Source organism: Thermogemmatispora carboxidivorans, assembly GCF_000702505.1.
Lineage (GTDB): Bacteria > Chloroflexota > Ktedonobacteria > Ktedonobacterales > Ktedonobacteraceae > Thermogemmatispora > Thermogemmatispora carboxidivorans.
Window position 1 is genome coordinate 4,550,868 of record NZ_JNIM01000001.1, and the last position, 25,344, is coordinate 4,576,211.

Consider the following 25,344-nt stretch of genomic DNA (forward strand, 5'->3'; position numbering starts at 1 on the left):
GATTTGCCTATGGGAGATGAGTTCTCCTCTGGAAGAAGCCTGAGAGTGCTCTGCCCCTGAGCATCGCAGACAGTTGCCCCAGGCCCGCTGGCCCCGTTCCGCGCACCACCAGCCGGCGCCAGCTTCTTGCCCTCGCGCCCCTGCTGTGCTATAGTAACGTACTAAGCTGTACGCCTACGCTGGTCGGCGTTGCGGCCTCTCCGTCGCCAGTTCTGAGCAAGAGGGGGTCTGGTCAGGTGCCCGAGACAAGGCAGTTGCTGCTGATCGCTCGCCATAATAATCAACGCCTCTTCTCCGACTATTTCCTCGATGAGGTGCTTCCCACTCAGCCGGAGTGGCAGGCGCTGATCCCCAGGGCGCAGCGCGTGCAGGAGGAGCTGCTCCGCCTCTACGAGCGCTTCCGCCCTTTGCAGAAGACGGCCAATGAGGCCCAGACGGAACATGAGTGGATTCAGCCGGTGCTGGAAGCACTGGGCCACGTCTTTACGGTGCAGCCGTCGCTCCAGGTGCCCGGCGGCGTGCAGAAACCCGACTATGTCTTTTTTGCTTCGGAGGCGGAGCGCGTGGCCTGCCAGGGCCTCCCCCTCGATGAACATGCCGCCGAGCGCGGGGCGCTGGCCGTCGGCGATGCTAAGTATTGGGACCGCCCCCTCGATCAGATGGCCCGCTCAGCTTCAGAGGCCTTCTCGAATAAAAATCCTTCCTGGCAGATCTTCTTTTATATGCTGCATAGCGGCCTGCCCTGGGGCCTGCTGACCAACGGTCGCAAATGGCGCCTCTACCATCGCTCAACCGCTCATAAGCTGGATGTCTTCTATGAGGTCGATCTGCCCGAGCTGCTGGAAAATAGCTCTCCTCAGCAGTTCCTCTATTTCTACGCTTTCTTCCGATCAGAGGCATTCAACCCTCTCTCGCCTCTCTCACTGGATCATCTGCTGACGGCCAGCGGCGAGTCGGCCCAGCGCGTACGCGAGAATCTGCGCGAGCAGGTCTACGATGCCCTGCGCCTGATCGCTCAGGGCCTCTTCGAGTTCCCGCGCAATGAGCTGGCTCCTACCCCAGAGAATCGCCGCCTGGTCTATGAGCATGCGCTGATCCTGCTCTACCGCTTGCTCTTTCTGTTCTATGCGGAGGCCCGCCAGTTGCTGCCGGTGGAGAGCGGGACGATCTATAGTAAGCGCTTCAGCCTGCGGAAGCTGGCAGAGCAGGTTTCGCGCTTGCTGCAGGAGAAGACGGCGCTACCAAACGTGGCCCTGGTCTGGGCCCATTTGAAGACGCTCTTCGAGAGCCTGCATGCGGGTAATCGCCTGATGGGGGTCAGTGTCTTCGATGGCGGCCTTTTTGATCCGCAGAAGGCGCCGTTCCTGGAGCAGTATGCAGTCGGCGATGAGGCCCTCTGTCAGGCCCTGGAGCTGCTGGCCTATGCGCCCGATCCGCACGATCGCAGCCGCAGGGTGCCGATCGATTACCGCGATCTGTCGGAGCGCCATCTGGGGACGATCTACGAGGGGCTGCTGGAGTATACGCTCTATGTGGCCGAGGAGCCAATGGCCGAGCTGCAGGCGACGAGCGAGGTGGTGCCGCTCTCTCAGGTCAATGGCCGCGCTGTCGCCCGCCGCTATGAGCCGGGCGAGGTCTATCTGGTGACCGATAGCGGTCAGCGGAAGCTGACGGGCAGCTACTATACGCCGGATTTTGTGGTCAAGTATATGGTGGAGCGCACGCTGCAGCCGGTCCTCGCTGAGGCGCTGCGCGGGGCACGCTCGCAGGAGGAGCGCATTGCGGCGGTGCTGGGGATCAATGTGCTCGATCCGGCGATGGGCAGCGGCCATTTTCTGGTGGAGGCGCTGGAGTTTCTGGCGCGCTCGCTGGTGGAGCTGGGGGCCGTGCCAGAGGAGAAGACAGGCGAGACGGATGTGGTCTATTGGAAGCGGCGCGTGGTGCAGCAGTGCCTCTATGGGGTGGACGCCAATCCGCTGGCGGTGGAGCTGGCGAAGTTGTCGCTCTGGCTGGCGACGGCGGCCCGCGAGTATCCGCTGAGCTTTCTGGATCACCATCTGCGCCCGGGCAATGCCCTGGTGGGGTCGTGGCTGGCCGAGGCGGCGGCGGGACACCATCCGTTGGCTGGACGCTCGACGGCGGCGGCGGAGGCCGGGCCTGGCTCCAATGGGCGCCGGGGCCGCGCTCGTGCTGGTAATGCCCGGGGCGCGTCGGCTCCGACGGCGCAGGAGCGGGCACGCGCGGACGGCGGCAATGGGACGGGGTCGAATGGGGAGGGGCCGGAGGAGACGCCGGCGCCGCTGCAGTTGGTGCTGCTGGAAGATGCGACCTTCCGCGACGATCTGGGGGCGGCTCTGCAGTGGGTGAGCGAGATCGAGGGGACGGAAGGGCGCTCGCTGGCCGAGGTGCGCCGTCAGGAGGAGGCTTACGCGCGCTTGCATAGCCATTTTACGGCGAAGTATCAGGGGGTGCTGGATCTGGCGACGGCCCTCTTCTATGGGGTGGAGGTCGAAGAAGGCTGGTGGGGCTGGGTGACGGCCTACGCGGTGGGGAAGCCGGAGGCCTCCCTCTATGAGCGGCAGGCTCTGCGCTTGCTGGATGCAGCGGAGGCCCTGCGCCGGCGCCGCCTCTTCTTCCATTGGGAGCTGGAGTTTCCCGAGGTCTTTTTCTCTCCCGATGGTCGCCCGCTCGGCGAACGGGCCGGCTTTGATGTGGTGATCGGCAATCCGCCCTATGTGCGCCAGGAGAAGCTGGCGGAGGATAAGCCCTTCTTCCAGGAGCATTACGCCGTCTACCACGGGCAGGCCGATCTCTTCGTCTATTTCTTTGAGCAGGGCCTGCGCCTGCTGCGCCCGGGGGGCCGCCTGGCTTATATCAGTAGCAATAGCTGGCTGCGGGCCAATTATGCGACGGCCCTGCGCCATCTCCTGCGGACGCAGATGACGGTCGAGGAGCTGATCGATCTGGGCAATACGCGCATCTTTGCCGATGCCCCGGACCTCAGCCCAGCCATCCAGGTGGTGCGCAAGGCGCCGCCGACGCTGGGCAGCCAGGCCCAGGTGGCGGTCTTCACGCGCAGCGAGGGGGTCAAGGATTTCGCCCGCCGCCTGGAGGAGCGGCGCTTTGCGGTGACGATCAGCGATCAGCCCGATAGCGGCTGGCAGTTGCGCAGCGATGCCTCGCGCCGCCTCTTCGAACGCCTGCTGGCCAGCGGCAGGCCGCTGAAGGAGGTGGTGGCCGGACGTATGTACTATGGTATTAAGACGGGCTTGAACGAGGCTTTTATTGTGGATACGGCGACGCGCGAGCGCCTGCTGCAGGCCGACCCGAGCAGCGCAGCCCTCCTCAAGCCGCTGGTGCGCGGCGAGGATCTGCGCCCCTGGTATCAGGAGGATGAGGGCCGCTGGCTGATCTGCCTCCCAAGTGGCTGGACGCGCGCGACCTTTCCCAGGGCCGAGGAAGGCGAGGCTGTGGCCTGGCAGGAGTTTGCCGGGCGCTATCCGCACCTGGCCGCCCACCTGGAGCCATTCGCCAACGCCGCCCGGAAACGACACGATAAGGGCCAATTCTGGTGGGAGCTGCGCCCTTGCGATTATTATGATGCTTTCGAGACCACGAAAATCTTCTGGCCTGACATCTGCCGGCGGCCACGCTTTAGCTGGGGAGAAGCGGGACTCTACACCACTAACACAGGCTATTTTATTCCTTCAGACAGATATGATCTTTTGGGTATCCTTAATTCGCGCTTTACCTGGTTCATTATCATAAACACCTCGCAACCTCTCGCAGAGCGCCGTGGTGCCTTGCTGTACCGCCTCTTCACCCAATACATGGAGCATCTGCCCATTCCCGAGCTGAGCGAGGAGCAGCGCCAGAGGATCGGCGCCCTGGCCCGCCAGCTCACTGAGGTCGCGCGGAGGCGCTATAGCCTGCGGCGCCGCACCACCCAGCGCATCATCAGGGACCTGGGCGCCGGCCAGCACAAGCTGAGCGAGCGCCTCAGCGAGTGGTGGACGCTCTCCTTCGACGCCTTCCGCGAAGAGCTGCGCCGCAGCTTCAAACGCGACATCCCCCTCAAAGAGCGCGACGAGTGGGAGGCCCTGCTCTCCGAGCGCCGTCAGGAGATCGAACAGCTCACCGCCGAGATCGTCCGCCTGGAAACGGCCCTCAACCAGGCCGTCTACGACCTCTTCGCCCTCGACGAGAGAGAGCGCACCCTGATCGATGAGGAAACTGCCTACCGCTACGGCGAGTGGTGAGAAGGCACACAAGCCATCGCCGATAGTTAGTTAGAGAGACTTATGAGGATGTACGTATTTCTAGGCAACCGTATGGTGATACAAGAAGGCTACTCGTCCTGAGCAGCAAGTTCATCCTCTTGCTGAGGCGCTTTCCTGCGCACACGATGCTCTCTGATATACTGATTGAGATCCGCTTTGCGAATGCGGTAGCGTCTCTTCCCTATCCGAACAACCGAGAGCTTCCCTTTCATCACCCATTCCCGGATCGTGCGAACGCTCACCTTCATGTAATTGGCAGCCTCTTCGGCTGTCATCAGCTCGCTCTCCTTTTGCATAAGATCCACGGTCTCCCTTGCCTGTATGAAGTAGCTTCGAGTTTAGCCTGCCCGCCTCCCACTGGTGCAAATCATAGCGAGCCTTCATCTCTGCGCATCGCTACACATCCCTGAGTACATCTCTGCTTTCCTATGCACCGCTATGCACTTCTAAAGCAGTCTAATCCTAAGTATAGGTGACAACATTAGGGCAGGCAACCGTACAGCAATCACCTACCCTCGCTTACCTTCTCATTACTTCATCAACTTTCACTAATAAGCATCTATGTGCATTGCAAAAATTTCCAAAATGTTCTATACTAGGGCCAGGAAAAGTTGAAGCAGCCCGCAAGGGGCAGCGAGTGACGGGCGAGGCGAGGCAAGGCAAGGCGAAGCCAGCCAGGCCAGGTCGAGTCAAGTCGAGAGAAGAAGAGAAAGGAGAAGCTATAGAGATGGGAAGTGAAGTCGCAGAGCTGCGCAAGCGGCTGGAAGAGGAATACATCGCCGGGCGGCGAGCGCTCTACGCGCCGGCGAGCGGCTGGTCGAAGCATGCCTTTATCGAGGCGCGGATGCGCAACATGGAGCGCTATCACCAGCGGCTCTGCGAACTGGTGGGGCCGGAGCAGGCGCTGAAGCTGGTCTTTGAGGTCTTTGAGCGCGGCGAGAGCCTGCTCCCGGAGCGGGCAGCAAGTCAGGGTCAGGGAGCAGCGCCGGCGGAGGCGCTGGCGGTGACAGAGGGAGCGACGTCCAGAGCGGAGGCCAGTCTGTTGGAGCAGGAGCAGGCCGGGGTCGGGTTGGCGGTGAGCGACGGCTCCGGTGGAGATACAGAGCCGCTGCCGGCGCTGCAGGCGAGCGGCGCCTCCGGCGAGGACGAGCCGGAGGCGCCGAAGACGCTCTGGCTGCTGGCCAGCAGCGCCGGAGCCACCTCGGACCTGCTCTATCTCTTCTACGCCGCCGATGAAGAAGAGGCGCAGGCTCTGGCCCAGGAGTGGCTACGCCTGTTAGCTCCGTGGGTCAAATTGCGGGCCTTGCAGCCTCTGCCCACGGGCCTGACCCTGGCGCACGGCCACTATCGTGGCCTCATCCATGTCCGTCCCGACGGCAGCCTGGTCGAGGGCCAGTATTTCCTGGCGGCGGAGAGCATGGCCAGTCAGGAGAGCAAGCCAGTGGGTCAGGAGGCGGCCAGTTCCTAGCAGATTCTCCATCCCAGTTTTTCCCTTCCGATTCCGCGGGTTATCTCGTCCCTGGACCTCTCTATCCCTTGGACAGAGGGCGATGGGAAGCGGCTACGCACCAGCCGTCACAGCCCATCGCCCTTTTCCCCTCGCCCCCACTTCTCTCGTGCCCTTCAGCAGTTGCCTTGCTTGCTTCGCCCACCGTTCTCACCTGCACCCCTCCTGTGTCCTCTCCATCTTCTCTCAGCACATCACTCCCCCTCATCGTTCTCATACTATTGACATCTGTCTCTCTTCTTCTTTATCATTTTCATAGCAAGCTGCTTTCTCGGCTTGAACGAGAAATACCCATGAAAATCCCTTCTCCCGAGGAAGATCGGATCGCCTCCGTCCATCAGGTACCGCACAGGAGAAGCATCTATGGGGTACATCAAGCCAGTTGGATCAACTGATACCTCTTCCGATCTGGTGATCTATTCTCCCTCCCAGATGCGCCAGACCGCCGCTCGTATCCTGGCCGAGGTCAGCATCGCCTCCCAGCAGCATGACACCACCTGGCGCCAGCTACAAGACTGGCTCAACCATGAGGTTGATCCCGCATGGGCTGACGTCATGCGCACCTGCCTGGACCCCTATGTCCAGCGCCTGCGCGCCTCCTATGGCTGGCTCACCGACCTGGCCTATGCCCTGTCTGTCGCCGCCGACTTCGTTGACCAGCTCGATCGCCAGATGGGCGAGCATTTTCAGCCGGCCTCTTATCGCTAGTCACCGCACCGGCTCGTGACACGGTCAGTAAAGCAGTCAGAGGCCAGATCGCTGCTTGAGACGGGAGGCTCCCCAGTCAAGCCCTGGCCTCTCATGAGCTATCTGCAGGAGGTTTCCTGTGTTTACTGCTCCCTCCACTCTGGATCAACGTGACAGTGAAGACCCTGCTCAACTTGAAGAGCACATCCAGCAGAAGATCATCGGCCCGCTGCGCGCCTTTCGCCAGCAGGTGGCATCGCTGAATGACACGCACGTCACCTGCGCCCAGAACTGCGCCGATACCCTCATGGCACTCTTCACAGGCCAGGACAACAAGGGTCGGCCACTCATGCAGGGAGCCGGCGCAGATGCCCTGGCTGACACCTTCGGCCAGTTCTTCGAGGGTGGCCGGCAGCTTGCCGGAAGAATACCAGGCGATCTCGTCGGGCGCCTGCTGCTGGCCTCTCAAGTCAGCGAGAGAAGCGCCGACGACCTGGACTCCCAAGTACAGAGCACCATTCAACACTGGCAGAACAGACAGCAGCATCCTCCAGCCGCCTTTGATCCCCAGAGCGATAACCAGCGCACCAACGCCGCCTTAGAGCAGATCGTCGCGGCCACGCTCGGCAACTATCAGCTTCAGATGAGCAATGGACCTGATCAGGAGCCGCTCCCAAGTCTGCCGCCCTCGCCCCTTGATCCCAAGGGCAGCTTTGGCTACTTCCTGACCCAGCTAAGCCTGAGCCTCCAGACAGCTACCTCGCACTGCCCCCCCTGCAACGATCAAGATTGCACGCTTACCTTCCCTCCTCTACGTCCTGGCGAGAAATCCCATACCTATACGCTCGCTGCTCTCCGGGCCAACCCCAGCCTGAGAAAGCAATTTCTGGAGGATTTCTACAGCACCTTCGCCCCAGGTTACGGCCAGGCTGAAATAGACTTCTGGACATATTTGGATAGCTCTCGCCGCTTAAGCAAACATGGAGGCTACTGGGACTTTACAGACTTCGCTCTGATCCAGGACCAGTTTTTTGCCGCCTACAACACCCTTTACCACCAGCCGGCCCAGAATTCTCGCGTCCAGAACTGGATGAACTTTATTACCCACTGGAAAGCCAATGAAGAGAACGGCAAACGCGCCGAGAACGAGGCCGCCTGGTGGCAAGCCCATAACGCTAGCATCAACTACGGCGACCAGCAGGCGCGCGACAAGGGACTTGTTGGTCAGGAAAGCATGCTTGAACAGGCTTTCATCAAAGAAACTGTCACTGTCATCAACACTATCCCCACCCTACCCGATGGCGCCACAATCTTCAGCCCTCGCTCCAAGCTTACCGGCCTGCTCGCTCAAATCTACTATCCCAGTGATTATAATGATCTTTCAGATGCGGAAGCCTTTATCAAGCAAGAAGTGACTGTTGAGCTTGCCATCGCTAACCCAGTGGCAGCTTCTCCACTGATCGCGCTGCTTATCATTGTCAGGGGCAGCGAAGGTTAAGCATAAGGAGGCTACGCATGATCAGAAACAATCACAGAGTCCTGCCCTCCAGGCCCACCCTGCAGCGCAGGCAGCGTTTCCGCTCCTCGCAGTCCATTCCCCCTGCTCTTGAGGAGCGAGCTGCTGGCCCAGAAGTCAGGCATCAGAGGCTGGCCCTCCTGTCGCTTGACATCTTCATATACTATTTATCTGGTATCTTACTCTCTTTATTACTACTATCGTGCAGCAATACTTCTCAGGCACAGTGGCAACAATTCGGGTCCGACAGTCTCCTTTCTTCCTTCCTCTTCAGCGCCTGGTCCCCTAGCAGCCACTGGCTGGCCGTTTTAGATAGCCATCAAGTGCGAATCCTGCGTCCCGACGGCCAGTCTGCCAGCTTATGGAACGCTGACGCATTCTGCGACTTAGACCCGCCCGGTCCCACCTTCAGCTGGTTGTCGGGCGACCGCCTGGTCTGCCTCGACCGGGCTGAAAGCCACTACCTGTGGTTCTCCATCGATAGCGCCGGTCACCTGCACTATCAAAGTCAGGCGCCTCTGGGTCTCTCTCTCTCCTCTTCTGACATTCCGCTCTTCATCAATGCCAATCCGCGCTATCCACTGATTGCCCTTATTGTTTTCCACAATCAGGAGAGGCTTTTTTTGAGCGACCTGCAAGGTCATCAGCTCCCGCTGCCCGTTCCCATCTACGCCACAGCTGCGAGCTGGTCCTGGGATGGCACCCAGCTCGCCGTGATCGATCAGGCCAGCACCATCACTATCTACCAGCTTGTGCAGCGCGCCAGTGGCCTGCCAACGCTCCGCTGGCTACGCCGTCTCCCTCTCCCCAGCAGCGATAGTGAACCAGTCGCCTGGTCGCCCAGTGGCCGCTGGCTGGTCTGCCGCCACGGCACCTACGAGAGCGAAGATTATCTCTTCCTGCAAGCTACCGACGGCTCAGGCCGATCGTACAAGCTTTCCTCTTCGTACAGGCAAGGTCAGCTCTTTGCTCCTGCCTGGTCTCCCGACGGTCGCCTGCTCGTCGCCACCCAGGTGAGCACGCGGACCCTCTATCAGTTCCCCGTCTCCGCCTGGATGACCCAGCAACATTTGACCCCTTGACGCCGACAGAGCCAGCCACTCAGCCGGCTCTTCTTCGACAGCATGCCCGCGTTGCATCTTTGGGCCTCTTCATACTCCTTTTCAGCATTTTACCTGCTTGCTTCTCCTATCGTTCTCAACTATATTCATTTTGCACTATCTCCATCTTCTCTCATGCATCACGCTACACCATCATTCATCATACTATTAACATCTTTTTCTCTTCTTCTTTACCATTTTCATAGCAAGCTGCTTTCCTGGCTTAAACGAGAAAAACTCATGAAAATCCCTTCTCCAGAGGAAGAAATGAACGCAAAAGCCGGGTCAAGCGAGAGCACCAGCAGAGGCAGAGGGCTAACACGGGTCTGCCGCCCTGCTGGTCCCGATGCCTCCGATGCCTCTGGTGCCCCACCGACCCGGCGCACTCACTCAACACAGCCAGTCTAGCGCACTCAACCCACCTGAGCCTGAGCCTGAGCCGTCGCCGACGGTAGCTCATCGAGCACCGCCCTCAGCGTCTCCTCGACCACCGTCGCCAAGGCTGCGATAAAGCGCGGCTCCACATTCAGCGACTCGATGCGCGCGAACTGCAAGCCGGCCTGCTCGGCCTGCTCCCGTGCTCCCACATCGATATCGTAGAGAATCTCCAGATGGTCGGCCAGAAACTGCACCGGCGCCATCAAGACATGCGTATGGCCCGCCGCCTTCAGCTCCGGCATCACATCAGCAAAATCCGGCTTCAGCCACTCCTCCGGCGTATGCCCGGCGCTCTGATAACAGAAGAGCCAGCGCTCAGCGGGCAGCTCCACCCGCCTGGCAATGGCCGCCGCCGTCTCCTTGAGCGAGGCAATATAGCCCGGCTCCCCATCGACCACCCGTTTCGGCATACTGTGGGCCGTAAACAACACCGGCACCCGGGCCCGCACCTCCGGCGGGAAGCGATCCAGCGCCTGGCGTACCCGACCCGCCAGGGCCTCGATAAAATCGGGCTGCAGATGCCAATCCTCAGCCACCTTCACCAGCAGATCGGAGCGCCCCAGGCGCGCCGCCGCCTCCTTGAGCGCCCTCACGTAGCCGCCCATAATGATCGGCGAATACTGCGGCGACATGATCAGCCCGATCAGCGCCTGGGCCTCCGCCGCCGCCTCGGGCACCACTTCGGCCACAAACGGCGGCGAGAAGCGCATCCCCGCCACCACCTGAAAGCACGGCCCAGCCGGATGACGCCGATTCAGCTCCTCCTCCAGCGCCGCCGCCTGCTGCTGCGTAATCTGAACCAGCGGCGAACCGCCAATCAGCTCATAACGGCGCCGGAACTCCTCAACCAGATCCGGCTCAGGCTTGCGCCCGCCCCGCACATTCGTCATATAGGTCTCAACGTCATCGAGAGTGGCCGGCGAACCATAGGTCATCAAGACCACGCCGACACGCTTGACGCTCTCCATTGCAGTCTATTCCTCTCTCTTCTCTTGAGATAGGTCTCCAGATCTCAGCTCTCTCTTCATCTCGTCTCGGCCCCGCCAGAGCGGGAGCCACAAGCATTCCCCAGCCGCCATGCTCACCAGCCAGCCGACGGGCCAGCCAGGAACGCAACCAGCGGGGAACGGGCCGCTGAATGCCTGACCCCAGGCGCCAATACCCGGCCCGGCTCGTCCCATCAGCGGCGGCGCGTCTCATCATGGACAAAATCGACGAGCCGGCGCAGCACAGCCGGATCGGCCTCGGCAGGCACCCCATGCCCCAGATTAAAAATGTGACCGGGCCGGCCAGCCGCCCGACGCAGCACATCGCGCGCCCCCTCTTCAAGAATCTCCCAGGGCGCCAGGAGCAGCACCGGATCAAGATTGCCCTGAATACCGCGCTCGTAGCCAATACGCTTCCAGGCCGCATCAAGATTGACCCGCCAATCCACGCTGATCACATCGCCCCCCGCCTCGGCCAACAGCTCCAAGAGCGCAGCGTTGCCCGTCCCGAAATGAATGCTCGGCGTGCCCGTCTCCCTGACTGCCGCAAAGATGCGCTGGCAGTACGGGAGCACATAGCGGCGATAGGCCTCTGGCCCCAGCGCGCCCACCCAGCTATCAAAGAGCTGGACCGCCGTCACCCCGGCGCGAATCTGCCCAAGCAGATAGCGCGTCACCACCTCGGTTAGCTTCTCCATCAGGGCATGCCAGAGGGCCGGCTGCCCGTACATCACCGCCTTGGCCCGGGTATAATCGCGCGACGGGCGCCCCTCGATCAAATAGCAGGCCAGCGTAAAAGGCGCCCCCGAGAAGCCAATCACCGCCTTCTTCCCCTCCAGCTCGCGCCCTACCAGACGCACCGCCTCCAGCACAAAAGGCGTAGCCTCCTCCGGCTCGCGCACCTGCAGGGCCGCCACATCGCTCATAGTACGAATCGGATGATGAATGATGGGACCAATCTCCGGCTGGATCTCCAGCGAGACCCCCATGCCCTCCATCGGCAGCATAATGTCAGCATAGAGAACCGCCGCATCTACCCCGAGCTGCTCGACCGGCATCAGCGTCACCTGGGCACAAAGCTCGGGCGTCTTGGCCATCGTGAGGATATCGTAGCGCTTGCGTAGCTCGCGGTACTCGGCAAGGCAGCGCCCGGCCTGACGCATAAACCAGACCGGGGTGGCATCCGGCTGCTCCCTGCGACAGGCCGCCAGAAAACGCGCCAGACCCGTCGAGGCCGCCGGCCCCGCGCCTCCCACCTGCGATTGATGCTCTTGTTCGGTCTGCATAGGAAACTAACGCTATCCCGAAAAAAGGGAGTCCTTTCTTGCCAAGATGAAGCGGGGAGACCGGGACCCCCCCGCGCCTTTTTGCCATGTCATATGATAGCGTGGAAGACAGGACGGCGGCAAATTTTGCAAAAATCTCCACCGCATTCTACCAGATTGTGAGATTTTCGTAACTCCTCTGACAGCAGGGAGAGGCCATCTCAGTCCCCAGGGCAGGGTCGGCCCCAGGCAATCGTCGCCACCACCTCGAAGCACAGCACCCCATCCCGCGCAAAGGGCGCCAGCAGCTCCCGCATCTCCCGCTCAAAGGCAGCTCGCTGCTCGCCATCCAGCCCCGCCAGCGAACTGTAAGCATACTGAGCGGCAATATGATCCTCAATCGTCTGCTGCATCAGCAGCGGCGCCGTCTGGCGCTCACCAAGCAGACGAAATAGCCCGCGCTTCTCCATCTCTGCGACCAGAGGCAGCTCCGGCCAGGACGGCGGACTGGCAAAACGCCGGCGAATCTGGCGGTACTCCTGCCGCCAGGGCAAAAGCTGCTGCAGATCGAGAATCGCTAGCAGGCCCCGCGGCGTCAGCGCCCGCGCCAGACGAGGCAAGACCAGGCCCCAATCCATCAAATGGAGGCACATGCCCGCCGTTACCAGCGCATAGGGCGGCGCCAGGACCACATCTTCCGCCCGCCCATACAACCAGCGAATCGCCGGCGCATCGCCGCCCGGCAGCTCCCTGGCCCGCTCCAACATGGCCAGCGAGACATCGACCGCATCGACGCGCTCCACCGCGGCCAGGGCTGCCAGCGGGCGAGCGAGATTCCCAATGCCGCAGCCCAGATCAAGCACCGCGCGCGGCTCATCCACGATCAACTCGCTGAGGATCGCGAAGGTCTCCGGCGGATAAGGAGGACGCAAATGGTAGTACCTGACCAGACCCCAATCTTGAAAGCGCTTCAGACGCTCTTCATCCGGGACGAACGGATCACCCATCAAGGTCTCTCCTCTATTCAACAAGCAGAGCCATCACCATTATCCTTTATCAGTCGGCTGCAACTGAGCATCAGCAGCCCGAGGCAAGACGCGCTCCAGCAAGCGCAACCAATTGCCGCCCATAATGCGCACAATATCCTCCTGACTATAGCCAGCCGCCGCCAGCGCTTCCGCCAGGCGAGGAAAATCGGCCACCGTCTCCAGCTCCACCGGCGCCTCATCGCGCCCAGCACCGCCATCGAGATCGCTCCCGATCCCCACATAGCTGGCGCTTCCCGTCACCTGACAGACATGATCAATATGCTCCACCGCCCGCCGCAAAGAGACCGGAAAAGGCTGACTACGGCTCCAGTCAGCGTAGAGGAAAGAATTGACCGGCGCGATGCCAATGACCCCCCCACGCTCGGCAATAGCGCGAATCATGGCATCACTGAGATGGCGCGGGCTATCGACCAAAGCCCGGCAGTTGCTATGGCTGGCAATCACCGTCCCACCAAAATGCTCCAGAGCCTGCCAGAAACTCTCTTCGGCCAGATGACTGATATCAAGCACCAGCCCAACACGCTCCATGTGACGCAAGAGGCGAAGCCCTTCCGACGTCAAAGGACCAGGCCGCCCGTTGCCACCACAGTAGTGCGAGCCATGCACCCAGGCCAGACCCAACACACGCAAACCCGCCGCAAACCAGTCCTCCACCTCCTCGGGCCGGCGCACCGCATCGGCTCCCTCCATCAAAGGCACCAGGCCAAAGGGACGCTGCGGATCAGCCGCATTGCTCTGCGACCAGGCCCCCATAAAACGCTCCAGATCCTCCTGAGTGAGCAGCAACCAGACCCCGGCCTCCGACGTCAGCTGACGATAGTAGTCCAGCTGCTCCCGCGCCACACGCCAGGCCCCATCTGGATCACGATAGGCCTGGCTGAGCCGATAGCGCGGATTGACCGGCTTGCCCATCCCTACCAGGGGATAGGCAAAGAGAGTGCCGAAGACAATAGCCACATCCCCACGACGCAGCTCCGGCAAGCCCACCATGCAAAGGCCCCCCTGGGCATCCTCGCGACAGTAATCGGGGTGCTCGCGTGCCTCCAGCGCGCGTGTCTCGGCCACCGATCGCCGTAGATCACGCCCCCACTCCAGAGCATTGTAGGCAATGTCTTGATGCGCATCAACAATGAACATGACTCGTTTTCGCTCCTTTTCCAGTTCAGTATCGGCCAACCAGTCCAGTACCTGCGCCCCCAGCACACGGTTAGACCCACCAGCGAGAAACGCCGCCCAGAACCGTCTACGGCCACAATCCCATGATATGCCACACTTACCAATCCTGTCGAGCAGCAAAGCCGGCCCCGGACACACCTCGCCCTCCCGACCCTGACGCGGCTTCTCCCGCTCTTCCCTTCGCTTCTCCGGCTCCAGCATCCACTTGTTGAGACGCTATCTCATTGACAGCAATCTCTTCATTGTGGTATGCTCCTCAGTAAGAGAGATGCTGTATCAATAACGCCGCAAGCTCGCTGAGGGCTTGTGGTGAGGGAGGAGCAAGCGGCATGCATCAGACCAGGAGCCGCGCGGCGCGCTTTTTGCTCGCCGTCGGACTATTTCTACTCGTCAGCCTGGGGGGAAGCGCCTGCAGCGCAGGCAACTTGAGCGCTGGCGGCAAGGGAGACAGCGCGGGCCAGCTCGCCATTGTGGCGGTGGAGAACTTCTACGGAGACCTCGCGCGTCAGCTCGGAGGCAATCATGTCACCGTCACCAGCATCCTGAGCGACCCCAACATCGACCCCCACGAATACGAAAGTAACGTCCAGAACGCCGTCGCCGTAGCCCAGGCCAGGCTCGTCATTGCCAACGGCGGCGGCTACGACAGCTGGATCGATCATCTGCTGGCGGCAGCGCCCCAACAAGGGCGCATCGTCCTCAAGGGCTACGATCTGGCGCCCATCAAGTTAGAAGATAACGAGCATGTCTGGTACAGTCCTACTGACATCGCCGCCATCGCGCGCGCCATTGCCCAAGCCCTGCAGCAGCTTGATCCGCCCCACGCCAGCGACTACAAGCAGAACCTGCAACATTTCCTCAGCTCGCTCGAGCAGATCACCAACAAACTTGCCGAAATCAAAGCGCGCTACGCTGGCACCCCGATCGGCCTCACCGAAACCATCTTTCTCTATCAGACCACACTCATGGGCCTCAACGTCCTCACCCCCATTGACTTTCAGAAGGCCATCGCCGAAGGCAACGATCCCCCGGCCAGCAGCGTTGTCACCGTCGAGAGCCAGATCCAGCAGCATCGCATCAGAGTTTTGATTTATAATGAACAGACCGCCACGGCCATCACGACAAAGGTGCGCAGCGAAGCCCTGGCGCATCAGATTCCCGTAGTTCCGGTGAGCGAGACCATGCCGCCGGGCAAAACGTATCAGACGTGGATGCTTGACCAGCTCAATGCCCTGGAGACAGCTCTGCAGAAGGCCCAGGCGACCTAGACTGAAGCGAGAGGCCCGCTAGCAGCGGACGGGCGAGCCATCATGAGCCAGGCCCAGGCCGGGAAAGCTGGTTTGGCCCGGTTCGGCGCGGCTCATGGCCGGCGCGCCGGAGTCAGTAGTGGATCAGGCAAAGTGGAATAGAACAGGAAAGGAGCGCACAGTGAGCAGCACTCAGTACGACCAGCGTCCTGGCCTGGCGCCGCAAGCACCTTCCTCAAGAGGGAGGGAGAGTCAGGAGATGATCCCCGGACCCGTCATCGAACTGGAGAGGGTCAGCGTCTGCCTGGGAGGGAGAAGCATTCTGCAGGAGGTCAGCTTTAGCATCAGCCCGGGCGAATTCATTGCGGTGCTGGGGCCGAACGGGGCCGGCAAAAGCACCCTCCTCAAGGTGCTGCTCGGGCTGGTTCGGCCCAGCGCGGGCAGCGTCCGCCTCTTTGGGCAGGCGCCGCGCCGCGGAAACCAGCTCATTGGCTACGCCCCCCAGCATCGCACGCTGGAGGGGGCCCTCAGTCTGCGCGCACGCGACCTTGTCGGCTTCGGTCTCGACGGCCATCGCTGGGGGCCAGGCTGGTTCGTCTCCGGCGGGCGCCGGCGTCAGGCCACCATCGAGGAAGCCCTGGCCGAGGTCGACGCCCGCCAACTGGCCGATATGCCCGTGGCCCACCTGTCGGGCGGCGAGCAGCAACGCCTGCTCATCGCCCAGGCCCTACTCAGTCAGCCACGCCTGCTCCTGCTCGACGAACCGCTCTCCAACCTTGACATCAGCCACGAGCAGGAGATCATCGCCCTCATCGCCCGGCTCTGTCGCACGCGCGGTATGACCGTCTTACTCGTCTCCCACGACGTCAATCCCCTGCTACCGGTCATCGACCGCGTCCTCTACCTGGCGCGTGGGCATGCCGCCATCGGCAAACCGGAGCAGGTCATCACCAGCGCCACCCTGAGCGCTCTCTATGGCGCTCCCGTCGAAGTCGTCGAGGCCCTGGGGCGGCTCTTTGTCGTCGGCGTCGACATCTAAGGCCACCGGCCAGCAAGCAGCAAGAACAAGGAGAGGAGCCAAGGAAAGAAGGAGTGGAGGCGCCATGATCAATCTATTGAGCTATCCTTTTATCCAAAATGCCTTTCTCGCCGGGACCTGCATCGCCATTGTAGCTGCCGTCACCGGCTACTTCCTGCTGCTGCGCGGCCTGACCTTTGCCGGTCATGCCCTGCCCAACATCGGCTTTGCGGGAGCCGCCGGCGCCGTTCTGCTTGGCCTCGACCCGTTGCTGGGCCTGCTCGCCTTCACTATTGGGGCAGCCATCGGCATTGGCCTGCTTGGGCGCAACCTGCGCGAGCGCGACCTGGCCATCGGCATCCTGATGACCTTTGCCCTCGCCCTGGGCCTGCTCTTCCTCTCCCTCTACAGCGGTTACGCCGAGCGCGTCTACAGCATTCTCTTCGGCACCATCCTGGGTATCAGCCGTCTCGACGTCCTGCTCAGCTTTGGCATCAGCCTGCTGATTCTTGGCAGCATCCTGCTGCTCTTTCGCCCCCTCCTCTTTAGCTCTTTCGATCCCGAGATTGCGGAAGCGCGGGGCGTTCCCGTTCGCCTGCTGGCAGTCGTCTTCCTCATGCTCGTGGCGCTGGCCATCGCCATTGCCGTCCAGATCGTCGGCGCGCTGCTCGTTTTCACCCTGCTCGTTGGCCCGGCGGCCACTGCCGGGCGGCTGGCCCTGAGACCGGGGGCGGTCATCCTGCTGGCCATTGTCCTGGGGCTGCTCTATACCTGGCTGGGCATCCTCCTGGCCATTCTCAGCGGCACCATCCCCGTCAGTTTCTTCATCGCCTTCCTCTCCTTCATCGTCTATCTCCCCGCGCGTCTCATCGCCCCGCGTTGGCAGCGACGGCAACAGCAGCCAGGCTCGCGACCAGTCGCCAGCGAAGGCCTCTCGCAGCAGGCCAGCGCGCGGTAATGCAAGGCACCCGTGACCAAGAGAGGAGCTTCAGGAACATGAACATTGGCACACTCTGGCAGCACGAATTTATCCAGAACGCCTTCCTTGCCGGCGGCTGCGTTGCCATTGCCGCCGCGCTGATTGGTTATTTCCTCGTCCTGCGGGCCCAAACCTTCGCCGGAGAGGCCCTGACAGACATTGGCTTCACAGGAGCCACTGGGGCCGCCCTGCTTGGTCTCAGTCCCCTGCCCGGCATGATGATCCTCAGCCTGCTGGCGGCCTTCATCATTGGCCTGCTTGGCGAGCGCCTGCGCGGACGCGACATCGAGATTGGCATGGTTCTCTCCTTCGCCCTGGGTCTGGGGGTCCTCTTTCTCAGCCTCTACGCATCCAGCAGCGGAAGCCATGCCAGCGCTGGTATCGGCCTCCTCTTCGGCTCCATCCTCAGCGTCAGTCGTGAGGACGTCTGGCTCAGCCTGGCCGGTGCCCTCGGTTGTAGCCTGGCCCTGCTCATCCTCTACCGACCGCTGCTCTTTGCCTCCATCGATCCCGAGGTCGCCGCAGCGCGGGGCGTCCCCGTCCGCCTGCTCTCCGTCCTCTTCCTGCTGCTCCTCGCTCTGGCCACTGCCATCTCCGTGCTCGTCATCGGCGTCCTGCTCGTCTTCGCCCTCCTGGTGGCCCCAGCCGCCGCCGCCGGGCGCTTGAGTTCCTCACCCGCCAGCGCCCTCCTGCTGGCCGTTCTCCTGGGCGTGGGCTGCACCTGGGGTGGACTACTCATCGCCTTCCTGGGACCAGGCCAGCACCTACCGGCCAGCTTCTGTATCGCCACCCTGGCCACCTGCTGCTATGCTGGCGCCTCCCTCATCGCCCATGTCCGCCAGCGTCGCGCTCCCCGTCTCCCGGCTCAGCCCGCCCATCCCTGCAAGGGACGACGCGCCGCCGTCTGAGACGGTCCGCCAGGGGAGGCAGCAAGTAAGTAAGACCAGCCAAGAAAGGAAGAGAAAACAGCCATGCCAGATCGTCTCGTCTACAGCACCGACGGCGGACGAGTCACCCATTGTCCCGTCTGCCACCAGCCCTATCGCCACTGTCGCTGCGAGAGCGGGAGCGGAAGCCAGCCAGCCTCGACGAGCGCGCCCAGCGGCGGAAGCGTCCGCGTCAGCCGCGAACGGGCCCAGCGCGGCGGCAAAACGGTCACCGTGATCCGCGGCCTGCCCGTCAGCCAGGCCGGACTAGAGACGCTCGCCCGCGACCTCAAGCGCCTCTGCGGAGCCGGGGGAACCGTCAAGGACGGCGCCATCGAAATTCAGGGAGACCACCGCGACAAGGTCCTGGCGCATCTGCAGCAGCTTGGCTATCGCGCCAAACGGGCCGGCGGCTAAGCTCCCGCCAGGGGAGAGTGTCCCCACAGCCTGCCTGCTCCTCACCCCCTCCTTGCCAGGTCTCCAGCCAGCATACAAGCGAGAGCAGTAAAAAGAGCTTTTCCAGCACTGAGAGCCGTGTATCTAAACGAGTTCCGTTTTCGAGTCAGCCCCAAAGAAGAAGAGAGTAAGCGAGGCGGTCTCAGTTCAGAATCAGAGAGAGCGCGCAGCCAGCCGCCGCGCCCAAAGACGTCGGAGCGCGCCATTGCCAAACGAGTATGCTGCAAAGAGGAAGGGGAAGCGCATAGCCATGAACATTCACGAACAGCTGGAGAGTTTGCTGGCCAACCTAGGAGTAAGTATGGAACAGCAGCAACCGGAGCCTTATGAGGAGCACGAAGGGGCAGAGAACGAGGTGCCCGAAGTCTCCATTTTCCAGGCATCGCGCGATCACTACGGCGTCTTCTATCGCCTGGACATCATCGAGCACGAGCCGCAGCTGCGCATCATCGTTCCTGTCGAATACGGGGCCTTGAAGATGGAGGTCTATCTAGTGCGCCTGAGCGGGCGGACAGGCATCAATAGCTGGTTTCGCAGCCTCGCCAGCTACCGCGGCAGCGCGACCTTTGAGCGCACCCGCGAGATCAGTCAGCAGCACCTTCTCTACGCCGTAGCCGAGATCATGAAGCAACTCTTCTGGGCCGGGGACCTGGACCAGATGCGGTTTCCACCGGAGATCGAAGTGACCCGCCTGGTCTAGGCACTGACGGAGCGGCGGCAGCTCACCCGCGCGCCCCGGTCAGAGCGACGGTAGAGCAAGCAGACCGGGCATCGTCACCTGAGACAACAGCCCACTCGTCCAGCCTCTGCGGCCAGGCGAGTGGGATTTTTTGCTCTTTGCGACCATGAGAAGATGCCAGGCATATCGATCTATGGTACACTGGCACTATTCGAAAAGAGGTCAGCAAAGGGAAGCGCCATGATAGAGAACCTTGAGAGCCTTGGTCAAGAAGCGCTCGACTATCTCAGCCAGAAAAACACCGCGCGAGAGCAAGCGCTGCCACGTGCACGCACCTTGATCCGCTACTGCGCCAATAGCATCCGTGCGGCCCACCGGCGGGAATTTGCCGCCGCCGAGGAGCTACTTGCCAGGGCGGCGGAGCTGCTCACTCAGATCGGAACAGACCTGCGCGAGCAACCGGATGTCTTCTACGCCGGCTTCGTCCAGGATGCCCAGAAAGAATATGCCGAGGCGGCGGCCTTTCTGGCCCTGATCCAGGGGAGAGCCTTGCCCCATCCGCAGAGCCTCAAGATCGATTGGGCGCCCTATCTCAATGGCCTGGGGGAGGCCGTCGGGGAGCTGCGGCGCTACGTCCTGGATCGCCTGCGCCAGGGCTGGCTCGCTGAATGCGAGCAGCTCCTGCAGCACATGGACGACATCTACGCCCTGCTGATCACCATCGACTTCCCCGACGCCATCACTGGTGGCCTGCGCCGTACCACCGATACCGCACGCGCGATCTTAGAGAAGACACGCGGAGACCTCACCGTCGCGGTGCGACAGGCACAGCTTGAGGGAAAGATCAGCGAATTATTGACCGCGCTCCACGAGAAAGGTACGGCACCTTCGTGATGTGCCGATTGGCCGGCAGGTTGTATACTAACAGTGACGAAGGCGTCACCGGCTCAGCTTGCAGGCCGCTTATCCTGCCTGCAGCAACCGAGCAGCCAGACCAGGAGCAGTCATCTTCTATAGCATCTTTATCGTCTGATGTCTTTCTGTCTTCTTCTTCATATTAATAAGAGACCCGATGGTGCGCCGCCGGAGCTAGCGGTAAGTGCGCAGCGAAAGGGGGGCATATGTCGCAGCAAGAGCTTACGAACAAAGAGCAGTCTGCAAAAGAGCTAGAGACTGCAGAGCAGCATAGCGATCCTATCAGCAATGGCAAAGGGAAACAACGCGAGAACGAAGTCAGAGCCAGTTCTCAGATCGTGACAGCCGAGTCGGTGCAGGCAGAAGAGGTTCCGACCATTCCCCTGGGGTCGTTACAGACCCTCAGCACCCTGCAGCCCGAGGTCTCGGTGCACTCAGTTGAAGCAGGAGAAGCGGTCAGCACGCCGGCCCCATTGGTGGCGCAGCCGGCGGAGTATCGGCGCAGTGTGAGCGAGTGGTTGCGTCTCTGGTGGGAAGGCATGCGGCCCCATTATCTCGTCCTGAGCGTCATGCCGTTCCTGCTGGGAAGCGTTCTCGCGCTGGCGCAGGTCCTTAGCCTGCGCGGGCCATTGGGGTTGGGGCAATGGCACCCACAGCGCTTCCTGGTAGGGCTGCTGGCCGTAGTGCTCCTGCAGCTTGGGGCCAATCTCATCAACGACTACTACGACTACTTGCGCGGGATCGACACCAGCAACACTCTGGGGCCGGGCAAGCTCATCCAGCAAGGATTGATCAAGCCTACGCGCGTTCTGGCCCTCGGCCTGGTCCTTCTGGCCGGTGGCTCACTACTTGGCCTGCTGCTCGCCCTCGCCTCCGGTTGGGCGCTGTTCCTCTTCGGTCTGCTGGGGCTGCTGGCAGCCTACTTCTACAGCGCCACGAGGCGAGCGCTCTCCTCACTCATGCTCGGCCTGCCAGTCGTCTTCTGTGTCTACGGTCCACTCATCACGCTAGGGGCCTACTACCTGCAGCAGGTCCAGCTCAGCGAAGAGGTCCTTCTTTACAGCCTGATGCCGGGCCTGCTGGCAGCTGCTTTTGTGTACGTCAATGACATGCGCGATGTTGAGGACGATGCCCAGGCTGGCAAGCATACCCTGGCCAACACGCTGGGCCTTGGTCTCAACCGGACCCTCTTCCTGGCGCTCCTGGGAGGCGCCTACCTTGTCCTGCTCTTCATCGGTTTCCCTCACAACGCGCCTCACCTGGTACTCATCGCTCTCTGGACCTTGCCTACCCTGGTCATTGTGGTGAGCGGTATCCTGCGCACCGATCTCGCCTCCGGTCTCCATCTTGTCCTGCGCGACATGCTCAAGTTAGAGGCCTGGTTTGTCGCTTTGCTCGTCGTGGCTCTGCTGCTCTCCGCGCTCCTCCCCATTCTCCCCCAGGTGCCTTCCCTGGCCTTGCCCTGAGCCGGTCCGGGCGCCGGGTTTCCTCCTTCCGAGGCAAGGATAAACCCGGCGCCAGCCTGCTCATCTTCTGCAGAACAAGGGCTATCCAGCCAGCCGTCATCTTTCCCCTCTCTCCCCCACCATCTTCCACTGCAGAGACTCGCAAGCTCCGCCTCCCAGGCACAGCTCGCGAGTCTCTGCAGTGCCTCAGCGTCGCAGCCCATTCAACCCATTTACAGGGGTGGTACACTGTGCTACACTTTGGTTGTGTCAAGGACGTCCTGGCGGTTATTTCAGAAGGAGGTGTCCCATGGCTGGCTGGGAACAAGAACTAGCCGAGCTACTGCGTGAGCTGGGGGTAACGCTCGAAGGCGCAGCATCGGACTCCCATACTCACCTCCAGGCCAACCAACGTGCGAGCTACAGCGAGGTCAGACAGGACGATGAGGAGAGCAAGACCCTGCCGGTCCCCACATGGGACGACGATGCTCCCCCCCCCGCCGACGAGGATGCCTGGCTAACAGAACTGCGCCTGATGCGCCGTGAAGTTGACTCCATCGTGGCCCAGGTCATCCGTCTGATGCAGAGCGGGGATCTCGATGCCTCCTTGAAGGAAGACGTCATGGTTGTGCTCCGGGCCTTACGCCGACGCGCCTCACCTGGCCCACACGCAGCCCCGAGCGACGAGACCTATCTGGAGTTCGCCGCGGCCATGCTCCATTTCTGTCGCCTGGTCCTGCGCCTCAGCGAGACAGCCATCGAAGACTAAGCCGAACGAAGCACGCGACCGCTTTGCCACGCCGCCACTCCAGAGAACGAGGTCCGATCTTGATCGCAGACCTCCTCTCTTCGAGAGCTGACAAAGCGATCGCTCGCTTAGTCGTTCGTACACTGTCCTGCGGTCCTGCTGCCGACCGACCGACCTACCCACCCACCCAGGAGACCCAGCGCACCAGCCACGTGGTCGCCACGTCACGCCGCGCGGCAATAGCCTTCCGCCTCTCCACCAGCACCGGCAAGCACAGAGCGGTCGAGAGTTCAGCAGCCTGCCACCCCAGGGGAGGAAAAGAGCGGCCAATTGCCTTTTGCCTTGTTCCTCGCCTCGCTGGCCTGGAGCGACAAAGAGAAGCCAGCGACTCTGCGTAGGAGAAGAGAAGAGGCCGACCAGCGCCATCCTGACCATCTACTCCTTCGCTGGCCTCCGCGGGCAAGCAGCGCCCTAGCCGGGCCAGGAGCCAGGCCCAGATCGCCACATTCTGCCACCCTGCAACACCTGGCGCAGAGAGGTAGAGACAGTTATCCACGCTTCCCCTGGCAAGAGCAGGCAGACCCACCCGGCTCGCTCAGAGAAGACGACGATACTGCTCCGGGAGATTCTCCTGATCAAAGCCCTCATTCACAATGCCACGCTTCAGCAGATAGCGCAGGAACTCGAGGCGGCGCTGCTGGAGGAGGCCCGCAGGAGAAGAGTCACTCAACTCAGCGCTCTCTGCCCCCGCCTGCGCCTCCGCTTCTGCAGAGGCCTCACCAGACGAGAGGAGATCGTTCTCCCATATCCACCGAATACGCTCGCTCAGGGAGCGATTAGGATCAACCAAAGGACCGGGGAAACCGTGCAGGCTATAATCAAGGGACGGCAACCCACCGAGCGCACCGGGCGGAGCTGTCAGCTTCGGCGGCAAGAAGAGATCCTGGTCCTCAAGAAGGAACGAGTAGCGAGATGTAGGACCGGCTTGCGAGGCCAAACCACTGGCCGGCGTCGACGGCGAAGTGGAGGTGGGCGTGCCTGACAAAGGAGGCTGACGTGACGCCAGCGCGGGAGCGCCGGAGGCCCCACTCGCTTCCGCCGCCACCACCTGGGAGCGTCGCTTTCTCCCGGGCCACCATGCAAACAATCGAGCCAGCCATTTAGAGAGTGTTCGCGCGATCATGGGAGTGCCCTCTATTCATATCAGGGCGCTGGCCGCGCCCGGCTAGCTAACCACAACCAGGAAAGACGCGCCTGATAGCTGCTGAGTTGCCTGCTAACCTTTTGAAAACGCACGAAAAATAAATGAAGCCCAAGAGACATAGTAGCATATCGCCATGAAGACGTCAAACCACCTTGCAATTTTCGCGCCCGCATGCCATAATCAAAAAGGCCAGGCGGCCAGAAGGACAGCCCTGGCCTGCAGATGGGAAGGCACGCCTGCCCATACGCATGCACTCCGCTCCCGTGAGGGGGTCAGGCCAAGAGCGCAGAGCCGAGCCGACAGCTGTGCGCCACGCAGCCCTGGCCCACGCTGCTACCGGGTGATTGTGACCTTTGAAGCAGAAAGAAAGGCATGTGTCGGTCATGCAGGAAGACATCCTTGGGACCAGAAGGACTGCAATATCGGATACATATGTCAACTGCTCCAGGTGTAATAAGGCAACACGTCTGCGCTACGCGCGCATCATCCAGAGCGACGTCCTCTCAGAGAGCCATTCAGAATACGAATACCTCTGCCCGGAGTGTCAGAAGGCGCTGGCCAGCGGCGAAAAAGATCTTCCTCTGCTGTAGTCAGCATGTGTCCTGTCTACAGGGCTGAACAGGACGTCTTCGCTCTTCCCCTCTCCATCTTCCTCGCCTGAGAGACAGCAGAGCAGAGCAGAGCAGAGCAGATTGCAGCAACCAGGGGCTGGGCAGAATACCCAGCCGGTTAGTCAGTCAGTCAGTCAGTTAGCCAGTCAGCAGTATTGGTTACCAGGAGAGGGAGGGAGAAGGCGACGGGAACGAGCAAGCAAGGCTAAGCCGAAGCGGCAAGCCAGGTCCCCTGCTCTGGGACGAGAAGAGGCGAGGCGTAGCCGGACCTGCCAGCGTCAAGCCGCAGCTGCGCGGTTCTCTCTGCCAGTTCGCGGCTGACCGCCAGTCCTGCGTGGCTCGCTTGACCCTTCTAGCAGGCCAGCAACCAACCAGTCAGCGACTCGCACGCTCAGGGAGAGAGCACTTAGCGAAGCCGAGAGCAGCCAGGTACGGAGGGAGCCAGGCCAGGGCAGGCGGCTGGCTGGACCAGTGGATAGACGGCCAGGGAGCCGATCAAGATCCCAGTGGAGTCCAGTCGTCCAACAGTCGTCACTAACAGGCAAGGAAGTTGCATGTAGGTCACGCCTCACGATCCGTTTGAGGAGAGTGAAACGAGGTAAACCAGTATGCGGATGCGCTACCGCTCTGTGACCTATCGCTATATCGATGGGTCAGGGCAACAACTGCAACGCCACTATCGCCAGTTGTTGCAGGAAGTTCTCTGGCAGAGCCAGCAGGCGCTTCTCCAACACTCGGAGGTCTGGCGTCCTCCTGCCGATATACGCGAATCGGCGGAGCAGGTCGTCGTGAAGATAGAGCTTGCCGGAATGTCAGAGGATGAGATTAACGTCACACTCTACGAAGACGCGCTGGTGGTCAGCGGCGAGCGGCGAGATGACAATGAGGACCGCGAGAACCTCTCCTATCAGGAGGCGCAGATCCGCTATGGACCTTTTCGCGTCGAGGTCTTCATTCCCTCGCCTATCGATCGCGAGGCAGTGACAGCACGCTATGAAAATGGCTTTCTCTGGGTCACGTTGCCCAAGCTGCCCGCGACCCGCAGCGAGCCTCAGCGCGTCCAGGTTCGGCAGAGTGCCACGGAGAAGTAGCAATTAGCGAATGAACCGAAC

21 protein-coding genes are annotated in these 25,344 nt (G+C 61.7%); 15 read left to right on the top strand and 6 right to left on the bottom strand.

Annotation, left to right across the window (positions count from 1 at the left end):
* Positions 1-236 precede the first annotated feature (236 nt).
* A complete protein-coding gene (locus N688_RS17905; RefSeq protein ID WP_052890565.1) occupies positions 237-4,259 on the top strand; it encodes an Eco57I restriction-modification methylase domain-containing protein in 4,023 nt (1,340 codons plus the stop codon).
* Positions 4,260-4,348: 89 nt separating this feature from the next.
* On the opposite strand, the gene N688_RS17910 is transcribed toward N688_RS17905, so the two are convergent.
* Positions 4,349-4,555, bottom strand: coding sequence for a helix-turn-helix domain-containing protein (locus N688_RS17910; RefSeq protein ID WP_162179586.1), 207 nt, complete (start codon positions 4,553-4,555; stop codon positions 4,349-4,351).
* A gap of 452 nt (positions 4,556-5,007) precedes the next feature.
* On the opposite strand from N688_RS17910, the gene N688_RS17915 reads away from it, so the two are divergent.
* From N688_RS17915 to N688_RS17930, 4 genes are all read left to right on the top strand, one after another.
* A complete protein-coding gene (locus N688_RS17915; RefSeq protein WP_052890567.1) occupies positions 5,008-5,748 on the top strand; it encodes a hypothetical protein in 741 nt (246 codons plus the stop codon).
* A gap of 402 nt (positions 5,749-6,150) precedes the next feature.
* Complete coding sequence (locus N688_RS17920; RefSeq protein WP_052890568.1) at positions 6,151-6,495, top strand: hypothetical protein; 345 nt, start codon at positions 6,151-6,153, stop codon at positions 6,493-6,495.
* Positions 6,496-6,613: 118 nt separating this feature from the next.
* Complete coding sequence (locus N688_RS17925; RefSeq protein WP_052890569.1) at positions 6,614-7,972, top strand: hypothetical protein; 1,359 nt, start codon at positions 6,614-6,616, stop codon at positions 7,970-7,972.
* Positions 7,973-8,313: 341 nt separating this feature from the next.
* Positions 8,314-9,072, top strand: a complete 759-nt coding sequence (locus N688_RS17930) for a TolB family protein (protein ID WP_162179587.1) — start codon at positions 8,314-8,316, stop codon at positions 9,070-9,072.
* A 431-nt stretch (positions 9,073-9,503) separates the two neighbouring features.
* Here N688_RS17930 and hemH read toward each other — a convergent pair whose 3' ends face one another.
* The 4 genes from hemH to N688_RS17950 form a co-directional block, all read right to left on the bottom strand.
* Entirely contained in the window at positions 9,504-10,496 is a 993-nt protein-coding gene (gene hemH / locus N688_RS17935; protein ID WP_052890571.1) for a ferrochelatase, read from the bottom strand.
* 212 nt (positions 10,497-10,708) lie between these two features.
* The gene (gene hemE / locus N688_RS17940; RefSeq protein ID WP_081838974.1) at positions 10,709-11,800 is read right to left on the bottom strand and encodes a uroporphyrinogen decarboxylase; all 1,092 of its coding nucleotides are present in this window, start codon (positions 11,798-11,800) and stop codon (positions 10,709-10,711) included.
* A 200-nt stretch (positions 11,801-12,000) separates the two neighbouring features.
* Complete coding sequence (locus N688_RS17945) at positions 12,001-12,786, bottom strand: class I SAM-dependent methyltransferase (protein WP_052890572.1); 786 nt, start codon at positions 12,784-12,786, stop codon at positions 12,001-12,003.
* A gap of 39 nt (positions 12,787-12,825) precedes the next feature.
* A complete protein-coding gene (locus N688_RS17950) occupies positions 12,826-13,965 on the bottom strand; it encodes a dipeptidase (RefSeq protein WP_052890573.1) in 1,140 nt (379 codons plus the stop codon).
* Between the two features lie 368 nt (positions 13,966-14,333).
* Here N688_RS17950 and N688_RS17955 point away from each other — a divergent pair, with 368 nt between their 5' ends.
* From N688_RS17955 to N688_RS17995, 9 genes are all read left to right on the top strand, one after another.
* Entirely contained in the window at positions 14,334-15,272 is a 939-nt protein-coding gene (locus N688_RS17955) for a metal ABC transporter solute-binding protein, Zn/Mn family (protein ID WP_052890574.1), read from the top strand.
* A gap of 160 nt (positions 15,273-15,432) precedes the next feature.
* On the top strand, positions 15,433-16,290 hold the full coding sequence (locus N688_RS17960) for a metal ABC transporter ATP-binding protein (RefSeq protein ID WP_202901963.1): 858 nt from the start codon (positions 15,433-15,435) through the stop codon (positions 16,288-16,290).
* 64 nt (positions 16,291-16,354) lie between these two features.
* On the top strand, positions 16,355-17,227 hold the full coding sequence (locus tag N688_RS17965) for a metal ABC transporter permease (RefSeq protein ID WP_081838976.1): 873 nt from the start codon (positions 16,355-16,357) through the stop codon (positions 17,225-17,227).
* 38 nt (positions 17,228-17,265) lie between these two features.
* Positions 17,266-18,156 (top strand): metal ABC transporter permease, encoded by an 891-nt coding sequence (locus tag N688_RS17970; RefSeq protein WP_052890576.1) that lies wholly within the window; start codon positions 17,266-17,268, stop codon positions 18,154-18,156.
* A gap of 63 nt (positions 18,157-18,219) precedes the next feature.
* Positions 18,220-18,591 (top strand): translation initiation factor, encoded by a 372-nt coding sequence (locus N688_RS17975; protein ID WP_052890577.1) that lies wholly within the window; start codon positions 18,220-18,222, stop codon positions 18,589-18,591.
* Positions 18,592-18,931: 340 nt separating this feature from the next.
* Positions 18,932-19,330 carry a hypothetical protein gene (locus N688_RS17980; RefSeq protein WP_156025502.1) on the top strand — a complete coding sequence of 133 codons (399 nt, stop codon included), beginning with the start codon at positions 18,932-18,934 and terminating at the stop codon, positions 19,328-19,330.
* A gap of 219 nt (positions 19,331-19,549) precedes the next feature.
* Positions 19,550-20,203 (top strand): translin family protein, encoded by a 654-nt coding sequence (locus N688_RS17985; protein ID WP_052890579.1) that lies wholly within the window; start codon positions 19,550-19,552, stop codon positions 20,201-20,203.
* Positions 20,204-20,430: 227 nt separating this feature from the next.
* The gene (menA, locus tag N688_RS17990; protein ID WP_052890580.1) at positions 20,431-21,690 is read left to right on the top strand and encodes a 1,4-dihydroxy-2-naphthoate octaprenyltransferase; all 1,260 of its coding nucleotides are present in this window, start codon (positions 20,431-20,433) and stop codon (positions 21,688-21,690) included.
* 289 nt (positions 21,691-21,979) lie between these two features.
* Positions 21,980-22,438 carry a hypothetical protein gene (locus tag N688_RS17995; RefSeq protein WP_052890581.1) on the top strand — a complete coding sequence of 153 codons (459 nt, stop codon included), beginning with the start codon at positions 21,980-21,982 and terminating at the stop codon, positions 22,436-22,438.
* A 574-nt stretch (positions 22,439-23,012) separates the two neighbouring features.
* On the opposite strand, the gene N688_RS18005 is transcribed toward N688_RS17995, so the two are convergent.
* Positions 23,013-23,600: a hypothetical protein gene (locus N688_RS18005; RefSeq protein WP_156025503.1), complete on the bottom strand. Its 588-nt coding sequence runs from the start codon at positions 23,598-23,600 to the stop codon at positions 23,013-23,015.
* A 1,240-nt stretch (positions 23,601-24,840) separates the two neighbouring features.
* Between N688_RS18005 and N688_RS18015 the strand changes: the two genes are divergently transcribed.
* Complete coding sequence (locus N688_RS18015) at positions 24,841-25,323, top strand: Hsp20/alpha crystallin family protein (protein ID WP_081838977.1); 483 nt, start codon at positions 24,841-24,843, stop codon at positions 25,321-25,323.
* The last annotated feature ends 21 nt before the right edge of the window (positions 25,324-25,344 follow it).

Bases quoted from the DNA above. Each gene is read 5' to 3' on its own strand.
- N688_RS17910 (WP_162179586.1), bottom strand. From the start codon at position 4,555: ATGACAGCCGAAGAGGCTGCCAATTACATGAAGGTGAGCGTTCGCACG.
- N688_RS17915 (WP_052890567.1), top strand. From the start codon at position 5,008: ATGGGAAGTGAAGTCGCAGAGCTGCGCAAGCGGCTGGAAGAGGAATAC.
- N688_RS17920 (WP_052890568.1), top strand. From the start codon at position 6,151: ATGGGGTACATCAAGCCAGTTGGATCAACTGATACCTCTTCCGATCTG.
- hemH (WP_052890571.1), bottom strand. From the start codon at position 10,496: ATGGAGAGCGTCAAGCGTGTCGGCGTGGTCTTGATGACCTATGGTTCG.
- hemE (WP_081838974.1), bottom strand. From the start codon at position 11,800: ATGCAGACCGAACAAGAGCATCAATCGCAGGTGGGAGGCGCGGGGCCG.
- N688_RS17945 (WP_052890572.1), bottom strand. From the start codon at position 12,786: ATGGGTGATCCGTTCGTCCCGGATGAAGAGCGTCTGAAGCGCTTTCAA.
- N688_RS17950 (WP_052890573.1), bottom strand. From the start codon at position 13,965: ATGTTCATTGTTGATGCGCATCAAGACATTGCCTACAATGCTCTGGAG.
- N688_RS17955 (WP_052890574.1), top strand. From the start codon at position 14,334: ATGCATCAGACCAGGAGCCGCGCGGCGCGCTTTTTGCTCGCCGTCGGA.
- N688_RS17965 (WP_081838976.1), top strand. From the start codon at position 16,355: ATGATCAATCTATTGAGCTATCCTTTTATCCAAAATGCCTTTCTCGCC.
- N688_RS17970 (WP_052890576.1), top strand. From the start codon at position 17,266: ATGAACATTGGCACACTCTGGCAGCACGAATTTATCCAGAACGCCTTC.
- N688_RS17975 (WP_052890577.1), top strand. From the start codon at position 18,220: ATGCCAGATCGTCTCGTCTACAGCACCGACGGCGGACGAGTCACCCAT.
- N688_RS17980 (WP_156025502.1), top strand. From the start codon at position 18,932: ATGGAACAGCAGCAACCGGAGCCTTATGAGGAGCACGAAGGGGCAGAG.
- N688_RS17985 (WP_052890579.1), top strand. From the start codon at position 19,550: ATGATAGAGAACCTTGAGAGCCTTGGTCAAGAAGCGCTCGACTATCTC.
- menA (WP_052890580.1), top strand. From the start codon at position 20,431: ATGTCGCAGCAAGAGCTTACGAACAAAGAGCAGTCTGCAAAAGAGCTA.
- N688_RS17995 (WP_052890581.1), top strand. From the start codon at position 21,980: ATGGCTGGCTGGGAACAAGAACTAGCCGAGCTACTGCGTGAGCTGGGG.
- N688_RS18005 (WP_156025503.1), bottom strand. From the start codon at position 23,600: ATGATCGCGCGAACACTCTCTAAATGGCTGGCTCGATTGTTTGCATGG.
- N688_RS18015 (WP_081838977.1), top strand. From the start codon at position 24,841: ATGCGGATGCGCTACCGCTCTGTGACCTATCGCTATATCGATGGGTCA.